This window comes from Arsukibacterium sp. (assembly GCF_041616895.1).
Taxonomy (GTDB): domain Bacteria; phylum Pseudomonadota; class Gammaproteobacteria; order Enterobacterales; family Alteromonadaceae; genus Alishewanella.
Map to the genome: position 1 here is coordinate 1 of NZ_JBFJPY010000060.1, position 21,470 is coordinate 21,470.

Consider the following 21,470-nt stretch of genomic DNA (forward strand, 5'->3'; position numbering starts at 1 on the left):
AGTCGGGCGGACCTTAATGTCGAATTTAGAACCACTGGTAAAAATTGGCGACTGGTATTATCAGGCAGCTTATGGGCAGTTGATGCCGGTGGCGCCGGATTCTGGCTCTGCGGTGCCGGTTGTATTAGAGCCCCGACTGCACAGCCTGCTAAACTATTTTTTGCTGCATTGTGACCAGATCCTGGATAAAGACAGGTTAATTACTGATGTCTGGCCGGCCGGCGAAGGCACCGATGCCGCGGTAATGCGGGCGGTGGGCGCCTTGCGAAAAGTATTGGGCGATAATGTAAAGTCACCACAGTACATCGCGACCATAGCAAAAAAAGGCTATCAGTGGCTTTGTCTGATTGAACCGTTAACCAGCGCGCAGCGCAAACCGGCAGTTAATAATCCCGTGCCGCTATCTGCCTCATCTTTTACCACTCCCGCTTCACGTGCACTAGTAAATCAGGCAACTGCACCCGTTGCCCAGGGCCTGCCATGGCGGTTTATCAGTGCGGTATGTTCAGTTTTATTAGTCGGTGGTACGGTGTTAGCGTATTTGCTGGCCAGTATGACAGTAACGCCTCTAACCAAGTTACCTGATTCGATCAAGCCATTAAGTGCGTTAACGGGGCAGGAGTTCTGGGCTACACTGGAGAGCGCTGAGCAGTTTGCGTTTTATTGGTACCGCAAGTCTGAAGATGCACCTTTTCAACTGGCACGCCAGGATTTAGCCAGCCTAAAGGTAAGTTATCACGACAGAGAATATGGCGAAGTTAGCCAAGCGCTTTGGTTAGACCACGCACAGCTGGTGTTCCGGGCGCTGGACGAAGAACAGCGTTGTTATTTTTATCAGCAACAGGTTATGCCTGATTTTATGCCTGCCAGCAAAGTAATGCCATGTCAGCAGGTGTTAGTGCAAGGTTTAGCGATTTTTAAGCGCCACTGGTACTGGCTGGATTATGCCACTGACTTGCGACGCTATGAATTATGGCGGCGCTCTGAAGATGGCGCCACCGCCAGACTAATGGCGTTTCCGGAAAAATGGCAAAGTGCCGACCAGTTGCTGGTGGTAGGGCAATCGCTTTATCTGGTGGCTCAGCAGGATTTTTATCGCAGTGAGCTTTATCGGGTTGACGTGGAACAGCAGCAACTGGACAAAATTGATAACTTTGAACATCGAGTTCTTACCAGTAGTCGCTGGGATCAGTCTCATGCGTTGTTAACCCTGCAAAACAGTGAATTACAGTTATATAACCTGAAAGACAATACTCTGCTTAGTTTAGGCCCGATGACCTGGCAACTGACTCAACCGCAGCGGTATCAGCAGCGAATTTTAACGACGCAACACCTTGACTATACGACAGATATTGTCAATTTTGTGATTAACGATGGCGAGCTAAATAGTGAGCAGAGCTGGCAAACCAGTAACCGCAACGAGCGGCTGTTTGCTGCCAATGGTCAGCAACTGGCCTTCGTGTCAGAGCGTGCTGGCGACAATCAGGTGTGGTTGTCCAACGCTGGTGAGAGTCGGCAACTGTCGCGATTAGTCGCTGGTCAGTATATTCAGCAGTTGTTCTGGCATCAGACGTTGCTGCTGGCTGTTATCGATAATCAGTTGTATCAGATTGCGCTGGATGATGGCAGGCTCTCGTTAATGGCGGGGCCGCCGGTAACGGGGCGCTATCAAAGCTGCCATAATACGTTGTACTGGACAGAGCAAAATAATGATGGCTGGCAATTGCTGCACCAGCAGCAGCAGCAGCCGGAAGTATTGCTGACAGGAGTAGTCAATTTTAAATGTGCCCCCCAAGGATTAGTGGTGCAGTTTTATAACGACGATACGCTGGCATTATGGTCAGAACGCACGCCGTTGCAGCTGACACCATTACCAGTAAACCTGAACTGGCATCATATTCTGCCAGCGCAGTGGGCCACCAGTAGTCAGCAATTACTTTGGCTGGACCGCCAGCACTGGCTGCTTAACGTATACAATTGGCAAAGCGGCGAGACGGCAAGTTATGCCTGGCCCGCTCCGGCCTTGCCGCTGGAGATCCATAGCGACAATGCCGGCAGTGTATTCAGTGTGCAACCACGGCATTACGATACCGACATCGTTTGGCTGCAAAACCGCAGTTAACGAGGTTACATTGAAACGTGGTTAAAGTGCAGCAAAACTGCTCGCTGCGGCGTCTATAGTGGCTTTCAGATCGTCGTCGCTGTGAGCAAGGGACAAGAAACCCGCCTCATAGGCCGAAGGTGCCAGATAAATGCCTTTTTGTAGCATCAGGTGGAAAAAATGTTTGAATGCGCTGATATCACATTGGGTTGCCTGCTGAAAATTACTGACTTTGGTTTCTTTACTGAAGAAAAAACCAAACATGCCACCAACCTGATTAAAGGTCATGGGCACACCATGCTGGCGGGCTGCGGCATCGATACCGGCAATCAGCTGACTGGTTTTTGCCGTTAGCTTTTCAAATACCTCTGGTTTGCTGATTTCGGTAAGTGCTGCCAAGCCCGCGGCCATCGCAATAGGGTTGCCTGATAGCGTACCCGCCTGATATACCGGGCCGAGCGGCGCAATGTGCTGCATAATTTCCCGTCTGCCGCCAAAAGCGCCTACCGGCATACCCCCACCAATGATTTTGCCAAGGGTGGTCAGATCGGGAGTAACCTGATATACCGCTTGTGCGCCACCTAATGCCACCCGGAAGCCTGTCATCACTTCATCAAAAATAAGTACAGTCTGATACTCATCGCAGATCCGGCGTAAGCCTTGCAAAAAATCGGGCTCAGGCGGGATACAGTTCATGTTACCTGCTACCGGCTCGACAATAATACAGGCAATGTCGTCACCTCGTTCTGCAAAAATATCGGCTACCTGCTGTAAATTATTAAATTCACAGGTCAGGGTGTATTTGGCAAAGTCAGCCGGCACGCCGGGCGAATTTGGGACGCCCAGAGTCAGTGCCCCTGAACCTGCTTTTACCAGCAGCGAATCAGCATGGCCGTGGTAGCACCCTTCAAACTTTAAAATGGTATCGCGCCCGGTATAACCGCGGGCTAAGCGAATGGCGCTCATGGTCGCCTCTGTACCTGAGCTGACCATGCGGACCATTTCCATCGATGGCACTAACTGGGCAATTTTTTCTGCCATATCAATTTCTGCCGGGCAGGGGGCACCAAAACTCAGGCCATTGGCGGCAGCCTGAATAACCGCATCGCGGATTGCTGGATGATTATGGCCCAGCAACATCGGGCCCCAGGAGCCGATATAATCAATATAGCGTTTACCATCAACGTCAAACAGGTAGGCGCCATTAGCACGTTCAATAAATACAGGAGTACCGCCGACACTTTTAAAGGCACGGACTGGCGAGTTAACGCCACCGGGAATAGTGCGCTGGGCGCGTTGAAAAAGGGTTTCAGATAAAGACATAATAGTTTCCGTTTGCAGTTAGGTTTGGCGGAGCCTGTCGCTTGCAGTACATCATTAAGGTACTATTTATTGCTATACCAGGGCACCGCACATTCGTAATCTTTGACAATATTTTCTACGCCAAGCGTCAGGGCAAACAGTGCCATTCTCACCAGCACACCATTATCAGCCTGCCGAAAGATAGCCAGGTTAGGGTTCAGGTTTAAATCATTGTCTAATTCGTTGGCTTCGATCCGCGAATCCCGCGGCAACGGATGCATAATAACCGTATTCGATTTACAGTAACGGGTATAAATTTCCTGATTTAACCGAAATTTGCCACGATACTGATCGGCATCGGCTTTAGAAGGAAAACGCTCTTCCTGGATCCGGGTCTGATATACGATATCGGCATTCAAATGGCCTTCCAGTTTGTCACTGATCACCAGTTGATGTCCGGCATTGGTCAGGCTGCTGATGATATCATCCGGCATGGCCAGTTCAGCCGGTGAGACCAGCGTCAGCTTGATATCGCGATACAGGCACAGTAACTTAGATAAGGAATGCACCGTACGGCCGAATTTTAAATCGCCCACCATGGCAATGTGCATGCCATCAATCTGCAGGCCAGACGCTGCCAGCTCCCGTTCTATGGTAAACAGATCGAGTAAGGCCTGAGTGGGATGTTCATTGGCACCATCACCCCCATTTAACACCGGCACCCGACTACCTTCAGCAAACTCGGCAACAGAGCCGGCCTGCGGATGGCGCATGGCAATAACATCACTGTAACTACTGATTACCCGGGCAGTATCAAATAACGACTCGCCCTTAGATAATGCAGAAGATTCCATGCCTGTTGTTTCGCGTACTTCGCCGCCCAGTAAATTAAAGGCGCAGCCAAAACTGACCCGGGTCCGGGTGCTGGGTTCAAAAAATAAGTTACCTAATATCGCGCCGTCCAGTACTTTGGTGCGTTTTTTGCGGCTGGCGTAGGGTGTCATTTGCCGGGCAATATCAAAAATCCGGGTAATACTGTCCCGATCAAATTGCTTAACAGAAAGAATATGCTGGCCTTTGAAACTCATCGTCAGTACTCACTTAATACATGCCATCAGGCGCCGCTGCGGGCGCAAATTGGTTGCTATTATACGCAAAACTACTAAGCAAAAGCGAGTTTAGTGCAGCAGCGGTTTCAGGGTAGCCAGTAAAATTATGGCCAACAGCAGTAATACCGGTAATTCATTAAAGATCCGGTAAAAACGTGGGCTGTGCCGGTTCCGATTATGTTTAAAATCTGCCAGTAACTTGAAGCACCAGCCATGATAGCCATAAAGCAGTATCACCAGCACTAGCTTCAGATGTAACCAACCACTGGCCACAAACCAGGCCTTACCATAGGCCGCAATAAGTAAAATGCCAAACACCAGCGTCAGCAGCGCAAAAGGGGTAACAAACCACAATAAACGCCGTTCCATTGTTTTAAAGGTGTCAGAGCATTCAGTGCTGCGGGTTTCGGCGTGGTAGACAAATAGCCGTGGCAAATAAAATATTCCCGCGAACCAGGCAACCATAAAAAAAACATGTAATGCTTTGCACAATAAAATCAGCGTCATAATAAGTTGTTCTGCTTAGTTAGCAAACTACGAACCTGATCCCAGCGAATAACACCAATAGGTTCGTTCGGATCGTCCTGATAAATATAAACCAGTCCATCACGCTCATCTTCAAGTATGGCAAATACTTCAGCCATGGTTGACTGATGAGATAAGCCGCTAATGTCCTGATAACGAATAGCACTGTCGCCACTTAACGACAAACTGACATCATAACTGGCGGCGACAAACTGAGGTGTCTCGCCGTCGTCGCGCCTTAGTAGCAATTGCACTGGCAGCTGCAGCTGCGCCAGTTGCTGGCGAACCGCATCTTCCGCCGGGTTATGCAGCAAAACATATTCTTTGCTTAATAACGCCAATACCCCCACTTTTTGCAAAATGTCATCAGCAGGTGCCAGTTTATACGGCAGCTGCATAAAATCGAGTTGCATCATGAAAATAGATTTATTATTGAAAAACTGTACGGTTGTCACGTAGGCAGTAATGATCACCACCATGGCAGGCAGAATAATTTGCTGGTTGGACGCCAGCTCAATCACCGCCAGCAGCGCGGCTAAGGGCGCATGCAAGGTGGCGGCCATTAAACCTGCCATTCCCAGCACGGCATAGGTACCCGCGGTACTGCTATCACCAATAAAAATGGCGGGTACGATTGCCAGCAGGGTACCTAAGACAATGCCCATGCCAAATACCGGCCCAATAACCCCGCCAGGAACTCCAAGCCCAAGGGCAAAGATGGTCAGTATTAGTTTGCCGATAAAAATCACCAGTAATAGCTGCACGTCAGTCGGATGGTTAACCGCATTAAAGATAGCACCGGTTTCAGCACCCATCGCATGTGGTATCAGATAACCTACTGCGGCTGTCACAATCCCGGCCAACGCCAGCCGAACCATTAATGGCCAGTTTTTTACCAAACGAATAAGCCGCATCAGATTCTGGTTAAACAAAAAGGCGACTGCGCCAAACACAATACCGCAGACAATTAGATAGGGAAAATGCCAGATGCTGATCGCCACAATATTTAGCGATGCCAGCTCGCGGTCATGGCCGAACACTAACTGTGTGGCCAACGCACCGACTACCGAGGCCAGCATAATCGGGATAAAAACGTGGATCCGGTATTCACGCAATACGACTTCCATCACAAAAATGACCGCGGCCAGTGGCGTGTTAAAAGAAGCGGAAATACCAGCAGCTATGCCGCACCCAGCCAGGATCCGAACGCTGTTATAAGGAAGCTGCAAATAGCGGCCCACCGAGCTGGCACCATAAGCACCAAGGTGAACGGAAGGACCTTCCCGACCCACTGAAAAGCCACTAACCAGGGCAACAATGCCGCCAAAAAATTGATTCAGGGTATTTCGAAAAGGCATAATGCCGTAGCGGGTTTTAATTCGATGAATAACAAAAGGGATACCCATTCGGTAATGACGATATCCGGTTAGCAGAGCAAGCAGGCCTATCAACAGTGCGCCACCCAGTGGCAGTAGCCAGACAATTTCAGGGTCAGCGCTGGAGAAGTCATCGGTTTGGGTTAAGAACAATAGCTGAAAAGCCACGATTGCCAGGCGAAAAATAATAATCAGCAGGGCCGCAATCAGGCCACCCAGCATGCCCAGCAAACACAGTTGCAAGGAGGTCTGTGGTAAAGCTAATCGACGCTGCAACCCGGGCAGCCAGTCTCTCCATCGTCGCATAGTAAAGTGCATAAAGTAAACGATGGGATAAGTCTAACATAAGCGGTTGAGAACGCAGGTCTTAATTGCATAGCTAACGCAGTTTCATGGTTAAGTTTGATTACCGCAGGGTTAATACTTGAATAAATTAGTCAGGTATTAGATAATCCGCGCTGTTGTAACCCGAGTTGGAGCACCCATGTCTGAAATGCAAATACCATTAGAATTTACCGATGCCGCGGCACGCAAGGTTGCCTTGCTGGTAAGCGAAGAGGACAATCCGAATCTGAAACTGCGGGTATATATTACCGGCGGTGGTTGTTCTGGCTTTCAGTATGGTTTCACTTTTGACGAAAAAGTCAACGAGGGTGATTTGACCGTGGAGAAGCAGGGGGTTTCGATGGTAGTTGATCCAATGAGCCTGCAGTATTTGATGGGCGGGGTGGTCGATTATACCGATGGGCTGCAGGGAAGCCGTTTTATCGTGCAAAACCCTAATGCAACAACAACCTGTGGTTGTGGTTCGTCATTCTCTGTTTAGTAAAAGTGTACTTTTTGTAAATTTTAAAGGACGATTTTGCCGGGCTAACCAGCAAAGTCGTTCTGAATGAGTGATATTATCTTGTCAGCTGGTTGCAAACAGCAAAATGGTAAGAACCAGCGCTATGACAAGGTTGAAGCTGATAATGTAAATAAACCCCTTTTTACCCTGCGCGATAGTCCAATTATTCTGCTGTAAATACAAATACCATATAATGCACATTAATAAAGGTACTAGAAACAATAGTTTAACCATTTTTTAAACCCTCGGAATTCTCTGGCGGTTGCTAATACCTTGACCGCCGTGCTGTTTATACTCACCACTCATTTTTGCCAATGTAAAGCCCCTGTACATTTTTTAACGCATGTAGCTATACGCTCACCGCATCCTATGGTTTAATTAAAAAGCTTAAATTGCTTATTGCATTGGCAATAAGGTTTGGATTTTATTTCGCAGGAAGGCTGGTTAATCATAATAAAAGCGTAACACGCTGGGAGAAGAAAAAATATGAAAGGTACTAAAAGTGTAATTTCAGATGAAAACAAGCGTCTTTGTGTCTGGCTGAAACGACAGCGCCAGGACAAAGGCCATACCATGCGTAGTTTGTCTGAAATTTTAGGGACGCCTCATTCATTTATCGGTAAAGTTGAAAATCAGGAACGCCGGTTGGACGTCGTTGAATATGTCCGTTATTGTCAGGCGCTGGAAGTCGATCCGACTGAGGGGTTAAAACAGGTACTTAGTGCCTAAGCATGCGCTCAGACTTAAAGTAAGCTTGCGCTTAACTTAAGATTAAGAAAGGAAGCCGCTACTCAGCGGCTTTTTTATCAGCAGTGGTGTTAGACAAACGTGCTAACAGGATAATCAGGATCAGTGCGGGCACACCCATGGTTGCCGTCATAATAAAAAAATTACTGTAACCGAGCTGGTCAACCCACTGACCAGAGAACCCACCGGTGAACTTTGGCAATAGCAGCATCAGCGAACTGAACATGGCGTATTGGGTAGCGGTAAACGCCAAATTGACCAGAGACGATAAGTACGCAATAAAGGCACTGGTGGCAATCCCAGCACTTAAATTGTCTGCAGAAATCACCAGCGTTAACCACATTAAATCGTAGCCAACCTGGCTAAGTGCCGAAAACAACAGGTTAGTAGCGGCACTTAAGATCGCGCCGGCGAACAATACTCTGATAATACCAAACTGATTAATTAAGATCCCGCCAAGTGCGGCTCCAACCAGGGTCATTATTACCCCAAATATTTTTGAGACGCTGGCGACCTCTTCTTTGCTATAACCCATATCAACATAAAAGGCATTGGCCATCACACCCATTACCACATCGCTGAGTCGGTAACAGGCTATCAAAGCCAGAATGAGCGCGGCGTGCCACTTATAACGGTGAAAGAAGTCGATAAATGGAGCCACGACAGCCTGCTTTAACCAGGCTGTCAGTCGTTGCAATACTGAACCTTCGGTGCGTTGCTGCTGGGTCAGGGCACTGACCGGCTCTTTGCTGAGCAACGTGGTAACAATGCCAGGCAGCATACACAACCCCATCACCAGATAAGCATGTTGCCAGCCGGCCAGATCATACCCCTGTCCATCAGAAAATAATGCTGCCAACCAAAGGGTACCGGCGGACGCCAGAATCATTGCCAGACGATAACCGGTAAGATAAGCGGCGGCCAGTGCAGCCTGCATCTCAATGGCTGCACTTTCAATGCGAAACGCATCAACGTTGATATCCTGAGTAGCAGAAGCAAAAGCCAGAACTACCGCCAGAACGGCCATTAAGGCCAGGTTCTGTTGCGGATCGGTCAGTGCAATACTGCAAATCGCTACAGTGACCAGAATTTGAGAGCTTAACAGCCAACTGCGGCGTCGGCCCAACCTGCTGTGTAATAGCGGGATCTTCAGGTGGTCGGCTAGGGGAGACCAAAGCCACTTTATCGCATAGGCCATCGCTACCCAACTAAAATAGCCAATGTCGGCGCGGGATACCTGTGCTTCTCTAAGCCAGAAGGATAATACCCCGAATACCAGCATTAACGGCAAGCCACTGGAAAAGCCCAGCACAAATATCGCTAACACCTGGCGTTGAAAATAAATACGCAGGCCAACGAGCCAGAGAGGTAATGTGGCCAAGTTAAACATCCATTTTTAAAACGTTAGCGGTAGCTTACCTTGCTGGAAAAGCAGGTCAAGTGATTAGGGACGGACGCCAACGCAATCTAATGGGCATTGGCCTTTACCGCGCAGAAAACACATACAATCCTGGATGCGGCGACGAAGCTGACGGTTATGTTGCAGGCTGTGGGCAGGCCAATATTCCAGTTGGTGCATCAGGTGCCAGAACGCCCGCTCCCGCATGCTGCCGGGAGTGCCTGCAAGCAAATCAAGTTGCGACCACTCTTCCAGTGTATCCCAGATAAATAAGTGCAGCTCACTGTGGGCGAGCCGGCCGCGCAAAAAACGCGACACATAGTACACCAACTGCTGAGATTTAAGTTCAATAAACCGCTCTGTCATTGCTTGCCTCAACTGTTGCAAAGGTGACAACAATTAAGGCAAGTATAGTCGGTTTTACTCGATTGGCAGTAAGCGCACGGTATTTAACAGTAACGGCTCAACGGGTACGTCTGGCCAGCCAAGCTTCTCACTGGTTTCGGTTGGCAATGCATTGATTTTATCGAGCACGTCAAAGCCACTGATCACTCTGCCAAATACGGCATAGCCCCAGCGGGAGCCTGGGTCAAGGCTGTCGTTATCTGCCAGATTAAGATAGAACTGGCTACTGGCGCTGTGTGGATCCGTCAGCCGGGCCATGGCAATAGTGCCATAGTGATTCTTTAAACCATTGCCGGATTCGTTAAAAATGGTTTTTCCCTGCTCAATTTCAGCAAATTGTCGATTGTAACCACCACCTTGCACCACAAAATCTGCGATTAACCGGTGAAAAACGGTATTGTTATAAGTATTAGCTTTCACATAACTTAAGAAGTTATTGACCGTGAGTGGCGCCCGGCTGCGATCCAGCTCCAGCACAATATTGCCCACTGAGGTTTCAAGCTGCACCTTGGGGTAAAGATTGTCTGGCTGCATAAACTTACCTGCCCAGACCGGCAGGGTAAAAAATAAAATCAAAAACGTTAGCCAGACTCGCATTAGGTTATCCTCTTATTTCGGTTTGCCAGCTTTCATCACGCAATAAATCGGTCAACACCTGTTCGGTCAGTACTCTGAGCTCCCGTTCAATCACTGCAATATCGGCTTTAAGGGGCGCAATCTGCCGGCTGTCACCGCTGTACGCTTTAGAGAATGTACTGCCATTATGCTGCACCAATACGGTCATAGTTACCCGGTTAACCACTTCATGGTCCAGTGGTCGCTGATTAACCCTGGCTTGTAACTGGTTAATTTGTATAGTTAAAGTACGTCCGCTTTGATTGTTTAAGCTGGCGCCCCTGGCTTGCAGCGCTGTGGCAACGGTCTGCTCTAACTCTGCCCTGAGATCATTGGCCGTTGCATAGCCCTTACTGTATTCGCCACGATAAATAACCAGGGTATTCATACTTGACCGTTGGTCCAGCAAATAGAAATTAAACGAAGTCTGGCTCAGGGAAGGTGCCTGCGGCCAGAATACCTGAGGGCTGACAATTAACTGCGGAGGCTTACTGGCGCAGCCGGCAAGCAAGAATAGACACAGCAACAGGATACGCATCAGAGTTAGCTCCTTTTTATGGCTTCAAGTATCACAAATTTTGGATTAGCAGCCAACTGCTGACAGTGGCCAAATAGCCGCTGCAATTGCTGCTGATAATTGAGATGACGGTTTGCAACGATACGCAACCTGCCGCCCCGTTTCAATACACGTTTTGCTTGCGCAAACATTTGCGTAGCAATGTGAGTGGTAACAGTATGTTGTTGATGAAAAGGCGGATTACAGATAATCTGATCTGCACTCTGGTCTGGTTGGCTTGCCAGGCAATCGTCGACCACAAACTCAGCGTTGCTGATACTGTTGGCTAAATTCAATTCAATATTGGCTTGCGCCGAGGCGACTGCCATATAGGATTCGTCTGTAAATACCAGCTTACAATCGGGTTGCTGCGCCAGTATGACCAAACCCAATACGCCATTACCACAGCCCAAATCAATAATTCGCTGACCGGCAGTGTCTTGGGGCAGGTGCTGCAACAGAAAGCGTGCGCCTAAGTCTAGCTTCTCCCGGGCGAACACGTTAGCGTGATTGACCAGGGTAAAATCAGTATCTGCCAGCGGCCATTGCAGCGGGAACTGCGGTTGTAATTTCCCTTGCTTTGGCTGACACCGAATTAGCCGGCACTTTTTAACAGCCAGTGATGCTTCCGCAGGGCCCAGTTGCTTTTCAAAGATATCCAATACGTTACGGTTAATTTCTTTGGCTTTCGCTGCCGCCAGAATAACCGTTTCAGGCCGGATAATGGTTGCCAGCTGACTTAAAATAAAACGTAAATAGCTATGGTTATTAGGTAGCTTAATCACCACAATATCCGCATCAGCAGGCAGCGGCGCCAGGCTGTCTATAGTGGTAAAGTGCTGGTTATCTAAGCCATTGGCGGCGCGATTGTAATTCACTGCCTGGCGGGCCAGATAAGAGTCAGTACTGCTGGTTTGCTGCCACGTTGCCAGGGCACAGGACAAAGCGCCGAAACTATCGTTAATCAGTAACAGGTGCGGTGACCTGCTATGCGAAGCCGTGAAGCGGGTTGCCGCGGTATTAACAGCGTCTATTAACAGTTCATCTGCCGCATCCCAGGCCTGCAAACTGTGGTTAGGCTGATTAAGCGGCCAACGCTGAAGGGTCAGGTTGATCTGTCCAAACTGAAATTGGGTATTCATAGCAACAACGTCTTAGCATAGAGAGCGACATTTTGACACGCCAGGCACAGAGCGACAACCGTAAAGCGGTAGCACAACACTTTTTATTACCAGACGCTGAGATTACTCTGTGGCCGGATTGGCTCAGCAAGACCGATGCCGACGCGCTACAGGCGTCACTTAGTGCAGAGTTAAGCTGGCGCCAGGAGCAAATTCGCATTTATGGTAAAACGGTGAAAATACCACGTCAACAGGTCTGGATGGGAGAGCCGCATTGCAGTTATCAGTATTCGGGCGTTCGTTTTGCTCCTTCCCCCTGGCATTGGGCGGTACAGCAGTTAAGCGCAGCGGTCAGCGACCGGATCAGCCAGCCACTGAATTGCGTGCTGCTTAACCTCTATGCCAATGGTCAGGATCATATGGGGTGGCATGCGGACAACGAACCAGAACTTGGTGCTGCACCTGTTATCGCGTCACTGAGTTTAGGCGCTACCCGACGCTTTGACTTGCAGCATCGGACGCAGGGACATCAGTTACAGTTGCAGCTGGAGAATGGCAGCCTTCTGGTCATGGCGGGCGCCTGTCAACAGCACTGGCAGCACCGGTTACCCAAACAAAGCCGGGTTGCTGCGCCGCGGCTTAACCTTACTTTTAGATATATTGCACCGCCAGTTTAGAAAAATTATTTTTAGTAAGGTGGCCAGTTCGTTACTCGCTTTTTGCTGGCAAAAAAACAATGAACAGGCGACAACTCCGCTTCGCTTGGCTAAAATTAGCGCTAAACCTGATCAGGGAATGAAGACAATGTTGATCCAGACCTCGATAGAGCAAAAATTACTGAGTGCCTTTGAACCGGTGTTTCTGGAAGTAATTAATGAAAGTGCTAATCACAACGTACCAGCCGGTTCCGAATCCCATTTTAAAGTGGTTATTGTCACCCCGGCATTCGATGGTATGCGCTTGCTGCCACGCCATCGTGCGGTAAATGCGGTGGTGGCCGAAGAGCTGGCGGAAAAAATACATGCGCTGGCGCTGCATACCTACACGCCGTCAGAATGGTACGAATATTACGCCGAAAAACCGCCAGCGTCGCCTAAATGCTTAGGTGGCAGCAAAACCGACAAAATATCGCTGTAATACCTATAGAGTAACAGGTCGCTTTGCAAGCTGCACCAGCTGTTTCATTTGCTAAAATTAACCGGAAATAAAATAAACAGGCTGATCAGACCTGTTTTCTGCGTTAAAGTTTTACACTAGCATAATTTTTTAGTGAGCTAACAGCAGGACTTCTTATGGTTATTCAACCGAAAATTCGTGGTTTTATTTGTACCAATGCCCATCCGGTGGGCTGTGCTGAAAATGTCAGACAGCAAATTGACTATGTCAAACAACAGGGGCCGGTAACTAACGGCCCGAAGAACGTGTTGGTTATCGGCGCTTCGACCGGGTATGGCCTGGCATCCAGAATTACCGCTGCATTTGGTTCTGGCGCCAGCACCCTGGGTATCTTTTTTGAAAAAGCCCCGTCAGACAGCAAAACCGGTTCTGCCGGCTGGTACAACACTGCCGCATTTGAACAGGCTGCCAAAGCGGAAGGCTTATGGAACAAACATCTGAACGGTGACGCGTTTACGGATGAATTAAAAGCCGAAGCGATAAATCTTATCCGTAGCGAAATGGGCAAAATTGATTTAGTCGTGTATAGCCTGGCAGCGCCGCGGCGTAAAGACCCGGTAAGCGGTGAGGTTTACAGCTCAGTGTTAAAGCCAATAGGCCAGGCCTACACCGCGAAAAACCTTAACACCACCAAGCGCGAGATCGAAGACGTGTCGGTTGAGCCGGCCAACGACGAAGAAATATTTAATACGGTTAAAGTCATGGGCGGCGAAGACTGGGAGCGCTGGCTAGATCAGCTGCATGCTGCAGGCGTGTTAGCAGAAAACTGCCAGACAGTCGCCTACACTTATATCGGTAAAAAACTAACCTGGCCTATCTACGGTAAGGCGACGATCGGTCGTGCCAAAGAAGATTTAGATCGGGCTGCAGGCGCCATTCGCAATAAGCTTGATGATGTCAAAGCCAAAGCTTATGTTGCGTCACTAAAAGCCCTGGTAACTCAGGCCAGCTCAGCGATCCCTATTATGCCGCTGTACATTTCACTACTTTATCGGGTAATGAAACAGCAAGGCACTCATGAAGGTTGTATTGAACAAATTAACGGCTTATTTCGCCAGGGTTTATACAGCGACACCCCAATCCTGGATGAGGCAGGGCGGCTTAGGATGGATGGCAAAGAATTAGCTGACCCGGTGCAGGATAGTGTCGCTGCACTGTGGGATCAGGTGACCACCGAAACCATTGATAGCCTGACGGATTACCATGGTTACCATACCGAATTTTTACATTTATTTGGTTTTGGTTTTGACGGCGTTGATTACCAGGCTGATGTGACACCGGCCGTGCCGTTGCTCAACCTGGCCAATTAGTATTACAGACACGCCGCCTGCGGGCGGCTTTTCGTGTGGTGTTGCCTGGCGTAGCTGGCCGGCAAAGCGATGCATAATCACGGTTGAGCATCATTATTGGCTCTGCAGTTCTGCAAATTTATCAAAGCAAGCCTGCAATGATTTTGCTGATAATTTTACGTCACACCATGGATAGCCGCTTGCTTTAATGCTAGAATTCGCGACTTTAATACGTGTATCTGATTAAAAATTAATCGCCTTCTGGGCTTAATAAGTATAATCAGGTGTGCTGTGCTCGCTGCAGCTGAAAAACTAGACCCGGTTTCTTCTCAAAATAGTAGTGCAAGTACGTATGATAAAACTCAAGAAAGGCTTGGACATTCCCCTCGCAGGCAGTCCTAAACAAGAGATCACTACGGGTAATGCCATTACTACCGTCGCCATCTTAGGCGAAGAGTATGTGGGCATGCGTCCGACGATGGCAGTCGAAGAAGGTGATGTGGTAAAAAAAGGTCAGGTGCTTTTCGAAGATAAGAAAAACCCTGGCGTTAAATTTACTGCACCCCTGGCAGGTACCGTCAAAGAAATTAACCGTGGTGCTAAGCGGGTATTACAATCTGTTGTCATTGCCGTCAACGGTAATGAGGCCGAGCAGTTTAATCGCTACAGCAGTGACCAGCTGGCGGGTTTAAGCCGCGAGCAAGTTACCGAAAACCTGGTTAACTCCGGCTTGTGGACTGCCTTGCGCACCCGGCCATTCAGCCAGATACCGGCGATTGACAGCACACCACGCGCGATTTTCGTTAACGCGATGGATACTAATCCATTAGCTGCTGACCCAGCTGTAATTATTAACGCCGAAGCTGACGCCTTTGCACAGGGGCTTACCCTGTTGGCTAAGCTGACCGATGGCAAAGTTTATTTGACCAGAAAGCCGGGTAGCCAACTGCCTCAGAGCAGCGCAGTTGAAGTGGCCGAATTCGATGGTCCGCATCCTGCCGGGTTAGTGGGTACACATATCCACTTTTTAGAACCGGTTAGTATGAAAAAAGTGGTTTGGCATATTGGTTATCAGGATGTGATTGCCATGGCTAAGCTATTTTTAACCGGTGAGCTTGATGCTAATCGGGTGGTCGCGTTGTGCGGTCCTGTAGTGAAATCACCACGTTTAGTCAAAACAGTGCAGGGTGCTTCATTGGCCGAATTGACTAAAGATGAACTCAATGAAGGCAAAAACCGTATAATATCTGGCTCAGTGCTGGCAGGTAGCAGTGCCCATGGTGTTCATGGTTATCTGGGGCGTTACCATAATCAGGTATCGGTGCTTGCTGAAGGTTACGAGAAAGAATTTTTAGGTTGGATAGCCCCGGGCGCCACCAAGTTCTCAGTAACCCGCGCTTATTTGTCGCATCTGAGTCCGAAGCGTTTGTTTAATATGACAACAACCACCAACGGTTCATCACGAGCCATGGTGCCTATTGGCAATTACGAGCGCGTTGTACCGCTGGATGTATTGCCAACTCTGTTGTTACGGGACTTAATTTCCGGTGATACCGACAGCGCCCAAACCCTGGGTTGCCTGGAGTTAGACGAAGAAGATTTGTCGTTGTGCACCTTTGTGTGCCCTGGCAAATACGACTACGGCACTATTCTTCGCAACTGCTTGACGACCATCCAGAAGGAAGGCTAATCATGAGTTTAAAGCATTTTTTAGAGCGCATTGAACCGCAATTTGAGAAGGGCGGTAAGTACGAGAAATGGTACGCGCTGTATGAAGCAGTTGCTACTGTATTGTACACGCCGGGTCTGGTTACCAGAAACGGCACTCATGTCCGTGACAGCATCGACTTAAAGCGGATTATGATTTTTGTCTGGCTGGCACTATTCCCGGCCTTATTCTTTGGTATGTTTAATATTGGCCATCAGGCCGTTGCAGCGCTAAGTGCAGGCTATGGTACCCCTGATACCTGGCAGGTTGCGATATTCCAGATGCTAGGCGGTAATCTGACCGAAGCGTCAGGTTGGGCGAGCAAGATGTTTTATGGTGCAGTCTGGTTTTTGCCAATATACGCCGTAACCTTTGTGGTTGGTGGGTTCTGGGAAGTACTGTTTGCCTCCGTGCGTAAGCATGAAGTGAATGAAGGCTTCTTTGTCAGTTCGATCCTGTTCGCGTTAATTCTGCCAGCCACTATTCCATTATGGCAAGTTGCGCTGGGTATTACATTCGGTATTGTGGTTGCAAAAGAAGTATTCGGTGGTACTGGCCGTAATTTCCTGAACCCGGCGTTAGCTGGCCGTGCGTTCCTGTTCTTTGCTTACCCTGCCCAGATCTCTGGTGACTCGGTATGGACTGTAGCCGATGGCTATTCGGGTGCGACCTGGTTAAGTAAAGCGCAAATGGGCGATCTGGATTACGCAGCGAACACCGAATTATGGTGGGATGCTTTCCTGGGCTTTATTCCAGGCTCAGTCGGTGAAACATCAGTGCTCGCGTTGATGGTAGGTGGACTGGCGCTATTGTATTTCCGGATTGCGTCCTGGCGCATCGTGCTGGGTGTCATGATAGGCATGATCCTAACCAGCTATCTGTTTAACGCAGTTGGCTCAAATACCAATCCATTATTTGCTATGCCATGGCACTGGCATCTGGTATTGGGCGGGTTTGCTATTGGCATGTTCTTTATGGCAACAGATCCTGTGTCTGCAGCATTCACTAATCAGGCGAAGTGGGCTTACGGTATCCTGATTGGCTTTATGGTCATTATGATCCGGGTTGCTAATCCGGCTTATCCAGAAGGAATGATGTTGGCTATTCTGTTTGCCAATCTGTTTGCACCTTTATTCGATTTCTTCGTGGCACAAGCAAATATTAAGCGGAGGCTGGCCCGTAATGTCTAGTAATAATGACGCCATCAGCAAAACGCTGATCGTAGTAGTTTCCTTATGTTTAGTGTGCGCAGTTGTGGTTTCTACCGCAGCTGTGCAGTTGCGTCCACAGCAGACTCAGAATAAGTTACTCGATTCTCAGGTTAATATTCTGCGCAGCGTAGGCTTAATTGAAGGCAAAGCCTCACCACAGGTAATCGCCGATACCTTCAGCAAACATGTTGAATCACGATTGGTTAACCTGGATACCGGGGAAATTGTCGCCGACTGTGATACACGTTGTGCTGAAAGCTATGATTATCGTCGGGCGATGAAAGATCCTGAGTTAAGTGAAGCTCTGGATGCAGGTGCCGATGTGGCATCGATTCGCCGGGTTGCGGAAAAAGCGCCGGTATACCTTACCTATGACACAGAACGTAACTTGAAGGCGGTAGTGCTGCCGGTGCATGGTTACGGCTTGTGGTCGACTATGCATGCTTTCCTGGCTCTGGAGACAGACGGCAACACCATTATCGGCTTAAACTACTATGAGCAGGGTGAAACACCGGGCTTAGGTGCAGAGATTGAAAACCCTCGCTGGAAAGCGCAGTTTGAAGGCAAAAAACTGGTAAACGACGCTGGCGAAGTTGCGCTGGAAGTGAAAAAACCAGGTAATGCAGACCCTGATTCAGCTTATGAAGTTGATGGTTTATCAGGTGCTACCTTAACAGCAAACGGGGTACAAAATACCTTTACCTTCTGGATTGGTGAGAATGGCTTCGGTCCATTTTTGCAGAAAGTGCGTCAAGGAGCCTTAACTAATGGCTAATGCAAAAGAAATTAAAACGGTCTTATTTGGGCCGGTTTTCGCTAACAACCCGATTGCCTTGCAAGTATTAGGCATTTGTTCAGCTCTGGCCGTGACCACCAAGATGGATACCGCGCTGGTGATGTGTTTCGCCCTGACGTTTGTTGTGGCATTTTCTAACCTGTTTATCTCGATGATCCGTAATCACATTCCTTCGAGTGTGCGGATTATTGTGCAAATGACTATTATTGCCTCGTTGGTAATCGTAGTGGATCAGTTCCTCAAAGCCTTTGCTTTTGATCTGTCCAAGCAGCTATCGGTATTTGTTGGCTTAATTATCACTAACTGTATCGTCATGGGCCGGGCAGAAGCCTACGCCATGAAAAACTCACCTGGTATGAGTTTTCTAGATGGCATTGGTAATGGCTTGGGTTATAGCGTGGTATTGCTGATAGTGGCTTTTATTCGCGAATTGGGCGGCTCCGGTTCACTGTTTGGCGTACAAATTATGCCATTAATTAGTGAGGGTGGCTGGTACCAGCCAATGGGCTTCCTACTGATAGCACCTAGTGCCTTTATTATCATTGGTTTATTTATCTGGGTATTGCGCGCATATCGCCCGGAACAGGTAGAGAAGGCATAAGGAGTAGCAAATGGAACATTATTTAAGCTTATTTGTACGTGCCGTCTTTATTGAAAACCTGGCGTTAGCTTTTTTCCTGGGGATGTGTACCTTCCTGGCGGTATCACAAAAGATCAAAACAGCCTTTGGTTTAGGTGTTGCGGTTATTGTGGTGCTGGGAATTTCAGTGCCGGTCAATAATCTGGTATTTCACCTGTTGCTGGCGCCGGGCGCGCTAGAGTGGGCTGGTTTTCCGGATGCCGATTTAAGTTTCCTGGGTTTTCTTACCTATATCGGGGTTATAGCCGCACTGGTACAAATTCTGGAAATGACCCTGGATAAATTTTTCCCGGCATTATACAACGCACTGGGCATTTTCTTGCCTTTAATTACCGTAAACTGCGCCATTTTTGGTGCGGTAGCCTTTATGGTTGAGCGTGACTATAACTTCGGTGAGAGTGTGGTATTTGGTATCGGTAGTGGTGTGGGCTGGGCATTAGCCATTACGCTGTTGGCAGGTATTCGTGAGAAGCTGAAGTACGCTGATATACCTGCTGGTTTACGCGGCTTAGGGTCTACCTTTTTGGTAGTGGGTTTAATGGGATTAGGCTTTATGTCTTTCTCTGGCGTTTCACTGTAAAGCAGTAGAAGGAAAACACAATGCAAGAGATCTATCTTGGCGTTGGCATGTTCACCATAGTGGTAGTGATGCTGGTATTTATTATCCTGGCAGCAAAATCAAAGTTGGTAGCCAGCGGTGACATTACAATTAGCATTAATGACGACCCGGAAAAAGCCATTAAAACTAAAGCGGGTGGCAAACTATTAGGTGCGTTAGCCGACAGTGGTATTTTCTTATCGTCTGCCTGTGGTGGCGGCGGTACCTGTGGCCAGTGCCGGGTGCATATAAAGTCAGGCGGTGGCGAGATTCTGCCAACGGAAATGGGTCATATCAGTAAAGGTGAGGCTCGTGAGGGCTGTCGCTTGTCCTGTCAGGTTTCGGTTAAATCTGACATGGAAATTGAAGTTGAAGAGGAGATCTTTGGCATCAAGAAATGGGATTGCGAAGTTATTTCTAATGATAGCAAAGCAACCTTTATTAAAGAGCTGAAGATGGCTATTCCTGATGGTGAATCTGTGCCATTTCGCGCGGGTGGTTATATCCAGATCGAAGCACCGCCACATCATGTTAAATATAAAGACTTTGATGTCCCGGAGAAATTCCGTGGTGACTGGGAACGTTTTAACTTCTTCAGCCTTGAGTCGAAAGTGGATGATGAGACTATTCGTGCCTATTCGATGGCTAACTATCCTGACGAAGAAGGCATTATTATGCTCAACGTGCGGATTGCCACACCTCCGCCAAATAATCTGAGTTTACCGTGTGGTAAAATGTCGTCGTACATCTGGAGCCTGAAAAAAGGTGATAAGGTCACGATTTCAGGTCCATTTGGTGAGTTCTTTGCCAAAGAAACTGAAGCAGAGATGGTGTTTATCGGTGGCGGTGCTGGTATGGCGCCAATGCGGTCACACCTGTTTGACCAGCTGCGTCGCCTGAAATCAAAACGGAAGATCAGCTTCTGGTACGGTGCCCGCTCAAAGCGTGAAATGTTCTATGTAGAAGATTTCGACATGCTGGCGGCCGAAAACGACAACTTTGAATGGCATGTTGCGTTGTCTGACCCGCAGCCAGAAGATAACTGGGACGGCTACACCGGATTTATTCATAATGTTATTTATGAAAACTATCTGAAAAAACATAAAGCTCCGGAAGATTGTGAGTTCTATATGTGTGGTCCGCCAATGATGAATAAAGCAGTTATTAATATGCTTAAAGATCTTGGTGTAGAAGACGACAATATCCTGCTGGATGATTTTGGTGGTTAAACCATTACTATCCTGGTGAAATTAAAAGGGGTAACGTTCTGCGTTGCCCCTTTATGTTATTAGAAGGCTGTCAGAACAGATGATACAACGCGTTTCTCCTTTTTCGTTTATCTGGTTGTTGATCATAAGTTTATGGTTGGCGGGTTGTAGACCTCAGACAACGTTACCGCAAGAACAGGTACTACAAGGTAACACTATGGGGACTACCTATAGTGTTAAGTTTTTCAGTGCGACGCCGGTTGATCAACCAAGGTTACAGCAGCAGATGGATCAGGAACTGGAATTGATAAACGACCTGATGTCGACTTATCGGCCAGCGTCAGAGCTGATGCGCTTTAATCAGCAACAGACAACAGAGCCTTTCATTTTGAGTGAACAAACCGCCAAAGTGATTGCCGAAGCAATACGAATTGGTGAACAAACCCATGGCGTGCTGGATATTACGGTCGGGCCCCTGGTAGAGCTTTGGGGCTTCGGTGCGAGTGGACGGATCACGGAGCGACCTGCCCAGGAGCAGCTATCCGCTATCGCTGACTATGTTGGTATTGAAAAAATAAGCTTGAATAATAACCAGTTGGTTAAAACAGATCCACGGGTCGCACTGGATTTATCGACAATTGCTAAAGGCTATGGTGTTGATCGACTTGCCGAGATTTTAGAAAACAATGGTATAACCGATTATCTGGTGGATATTGGCGGGGAAATGCGGGTAAGTGGCAG

General features: G+C 48.3%; 23 protein-coding genes. 14 read left to right on the forward strand and 9 right to left on the reverse strand.

What is annotated here, in order from left to right; all coding sequences use genetic code 11:
* A partial coding sequence (locus tag ABY802_RS10990; RefSeq protein WP_372627074.1) for a winged helix-turn-helix domain-containing protein occupies window positions 1-2,122 on the forward strand: 2,122 nt, incomplete at its 5' end.
* A gap of 21 nt (window positions 2,123-2,143) precedes the next feature.
* Here the strand turns inward: ABY802_RS10990 and hemL are convergent.
* The 4 genes from hemL to ABY802_RS11010 form a co-directional block, all read right to left on the reverse strand.
* Window positions 2,144-3,424, reverse strand: coding sequence for a glutamate-1-semialdehyde 2,1-aminomutase (gene hemL, locus ABY802_RS10995; protein ID WP_372627075.1), 1,281 nt, complete (start codon window positions 3,422-3,424; stop codon window positions 2,144-2,146).
* Between the two features lie 62 nt (window positions 3,425-3,486).
* Entirely contained in the window at window positions 3,487-4,491 is a 1,005-nt protein-coding gene (locus tag ABY802_RS11000; protein ID WP_372627076.1) for an aspartate carbamoyltransferase, read from the reverse strand.
* Between the two features lie 90 nt (window positions 4,492-4,581).
* The gene (locus ABY802_RS11005) at window positions 4,582-5,019 is read right to left on the reverse strand and encodes a CopD family protein (RefSeq protein ID WP_372627077.1); all 438 of its coding nucleotides are present in this window, start codon (window positions 5,017-5,019) and stop codon (window positions 4,582-4,584) included.
* Entirely contained in the window at window positions 5,016-6,719 is a 1,704-nt protein-coding gene (locus ABY802_RS11010; protein WP_372627078.1) for a chloride channel protein, read from the reverse strand. Before ABY802_RS11010 ends, ABY802_RS11005 begins: the two co-directional genes overlap by 4 nt.
* A gap of 178 nt (window positions 6,720-6,897) precedes the next feature.
* On the opposite strand from ABY802_RS11010, the gene erpA reads away from it, so the two are divergent.
* The 3 genes from erpA (at window position 6,898) to ABY802_RS11025 (ending at window position 7,989) form a co-directional block, all read left to right on the forward strand.
* A complete protein-coding gene (gene erpA / locus ABY802_RS11015) occupies window positions 6,898-7,239 on the forward strand; it encodes an iron-sulfur cluster insertion protein ErpA (protein ID WP_372627079.1) in 342 nt (113 codons plus the stop codon).
* 66 nt (window positions 7,240-7,305) lie between these two features.
* Window positions 7,306-7,437, forward strand: coding sequence for a hypothetical protein (locus ABY802_RS11020; protein ID WP_372627080.1), 132 nt, complete (start codon window positions 7,306-7,308; stop codon window positions 7,435-7,437).
* Window positions 7,438-7,746: 309 nt separating this feature from the next.
* Window positions 7,747-7,989: a helix-turn-helix domain-containing protein gene (locus tag ABY802_RS11025; protein ID WP_290614098.1), complete on the forward strand. Its 243-nt coding sequence runs from the start codon at window positions 7,747-7,749 to the stop codon at window positions 7,987-7,989.
* 58 nt (window positions 7,990-8,047) lie between these two features.
* Here ABY802_RS11025 and ABY802_RS11030 read toward each other — a convergent pair whose 3' ends face one another.
* The 5 genes from ABY802_RS11030 to ABY802_RS11050 are packed head-to-tail and all read right to left on the reverse strand — an operon-like array spanning window position 8,048 to window position 12,124.
* A complete protein-coding gene (locus tag ABY802_RS11030) occupies window positions 8,048-9,397 on the reverse strand; it encodes an MFS transporter (RefSeq protein ID WP_372627081.1) in 1,350 nt (449 codons plus the stop codon).
* A 54-nt stretch (window positions 9,398-9,451) separates the two neighbouring features.
* The gene (locus ABY802_RS11035) at window positions 9,452-9,772 is read right to left on the reverse strand and encodes a hypothetical protein (protein ID WP_372627082.1); all 321 of its coding nucleotides are present in this window, start codon (window positions 9,770-9,772) and stop codon (window positions 9,452-9,454) included.
* Window positions 9,773-9,826: 54 nt separating this feature from the next.
* Entirely contained in the window at window positions 9,827-10,408 is a 582-nt protein-coding gene (locus ABY802_RS11040) for a peptidylprolyl isomerase (protein WP_372627083.1), read from the reverse strand.
* Window positions 10,409-10,412: 4 nt separating this feature from the next.
* Entirely contained in the window at window positions 10,413-10,964 is a 552-nt protein-coding gene (locus tag ABY802_RS11045; RefSeq protein ID WP_372627084.1) for a YajG family lipoprotein, read from the reverse strand.
* A 5-nt stretch (window positions 10,965-10,969) separates the two neighbouring features.
* Window positions 10,970-12,124: a methyltransferase gene (locus tag ABY802_RS11050; protein WP_372627085.1), complete on the reverse strand. Its 1,155-nt coding sequence runs from the start codon at window positions 12,122-12,124 to the stop codon at window positions 10,970-10,972.
* Between the two features lie 32 nt (window positions 12,125-12,156).
* On the opposite strand from ABY802_RS11050, the gene ABY802_RS11055 reads away from it, so the two are divergent.
* From ABY802_RS11055 to ABY802_RS11100, 10 genes are all read left to right on the forward strand, one after another.
* Complete coding sequence (locus ABY802_RS11055; protein ID WP_372627086.1) at window positions 12,157-12,780, forward strand: alpha-ketoglutarate-dependent dioxygenase AlkB; 624 nt, start codon at window positions 12,157-12,159, stop codon at window positions 12,778-12,780.
* Between the two features lie 127 nt (window positions 12,781-12,907).
* Window positions 12,908-13,240 (forward strand): BolA family protein, encoded by a 333-nt coding sequence (locus ABY802_RS11060; protein WP_372627094.1) that lies wholly within the window; start codon window positions 12,908-12,910, stop codon window positions 13,238-13,240.
* Window positions 13,241-13,395: 155 nt separating this feature from the next.
* Window positions 13,396-14,589 carry an enoyl-ACP reductase FabV gene (fabV, locus tag ABY802_RS11065; protein ID WP_372627087.1) on the forward strand — a complete coding sequence of 398 codons (1,194 nt, stop codon included), beginning with the start codon at window positions 13,396-13,398 and terminating at the stop codon, window positions 14,587-14,589.
* Window positions 14,590-14,920: 331 nt separating this feature from the next.
* Window positions 14,921-16,258 carry a Na(+)-translocating NADH-quinone reductase subunit A gene (locus ABY802_RS11070; protein WP_372627088.1) on the forward strand — a complete coding sequence of 446 codons (1,338 nt, stop codon included), beginning with the start codon at window positions 14,921-14,923 and terminating at the stop codon, window positions 16,256-16,258.
* 2 nt (window positions 16,259-16,260) lie between these two features.
* The gene (locus tag ABY802_RS11075; protein ID WP_372627089.1) at window positions 16,261-17,466 is read left to right on the forward strand and encodes an NADH:ubiquinone reductase (Na(+)-transporting) subunit B; all 1,206 of its coding nucleotides are present in this window, start codon (window positions 16,261-16,263) and stop codon (window positions 17,464-17,466) included.
* Window positions 17,459-18,262, forward strand: a complete 804-nt coding sequence (locus tag ABY802_RS11080) for a Na(+)-translocating NADH-quinone reductase subunit C (protein WP_372627090.1) — start codon at window positions 17,459-17,461, stop codon at window positions 18,260-18,262. Before ABY802_RS11075 ends, ABY802_RS11080 begins: the two co-directional genes overlap by 8 nt.
* Window positions 18,255-18,884 (forward strand): NADH:ubiquinone reductase (Na(+)-transporting) subunit D, encoded by a 630-nt coding sequence (locus tag ABY802_RS11085; protein ID WP_217670995.1) that lies wholly within the window; start codon window positions 18,255-18,257, stop codon window positions 18,882-18,884. Before ABY802_RS11080 ends, ABY802_RS11085 begins: the two co-directional genes overlap by 8 nt.
* Window positions 18,885-18,894: 10 nt before the next feature.
* The gene (gene nqrE, locus ABY802_RS11090) at window positions 18,895-19,503 is read left to right on the forward strand and encodes an NADH:ubiquinone reductase (Na(+)-transporting) subunit E (RefSeq protein ID WP_372627091.1); all 609 of its coding nucleotides are present in this window, start codon (window positions 18,895-18,897) and stop codon (window positions 19,501-19,503) included.
* A gap of 20 nt (window positions 19,504-19,523) precedes the next feature.
* Window positions 19,524-20,750 (forward strand): NADH:ubiquinone reductase (Na(+)-transporting) subunit F, encoded by a 1,227-nt coding sequence (gene nqrF / locus ABY802_RS11095; protein WP_372627092.1) that lies wholly within the window; start codon window positions 19,524-19,526, stop codon window positions 20,748-20,750.
* A 196-nt stretch (window positions 20,751-20,946) separates the two neighbouring features.
* On the forward strand, window positions 20,947-21,470 hold a 524-nt coding region (locus ABY802_RS11100), incomplete at its 3' end, for an FAD:protein FMN transferase (RefSeq protein WP_372627093.1).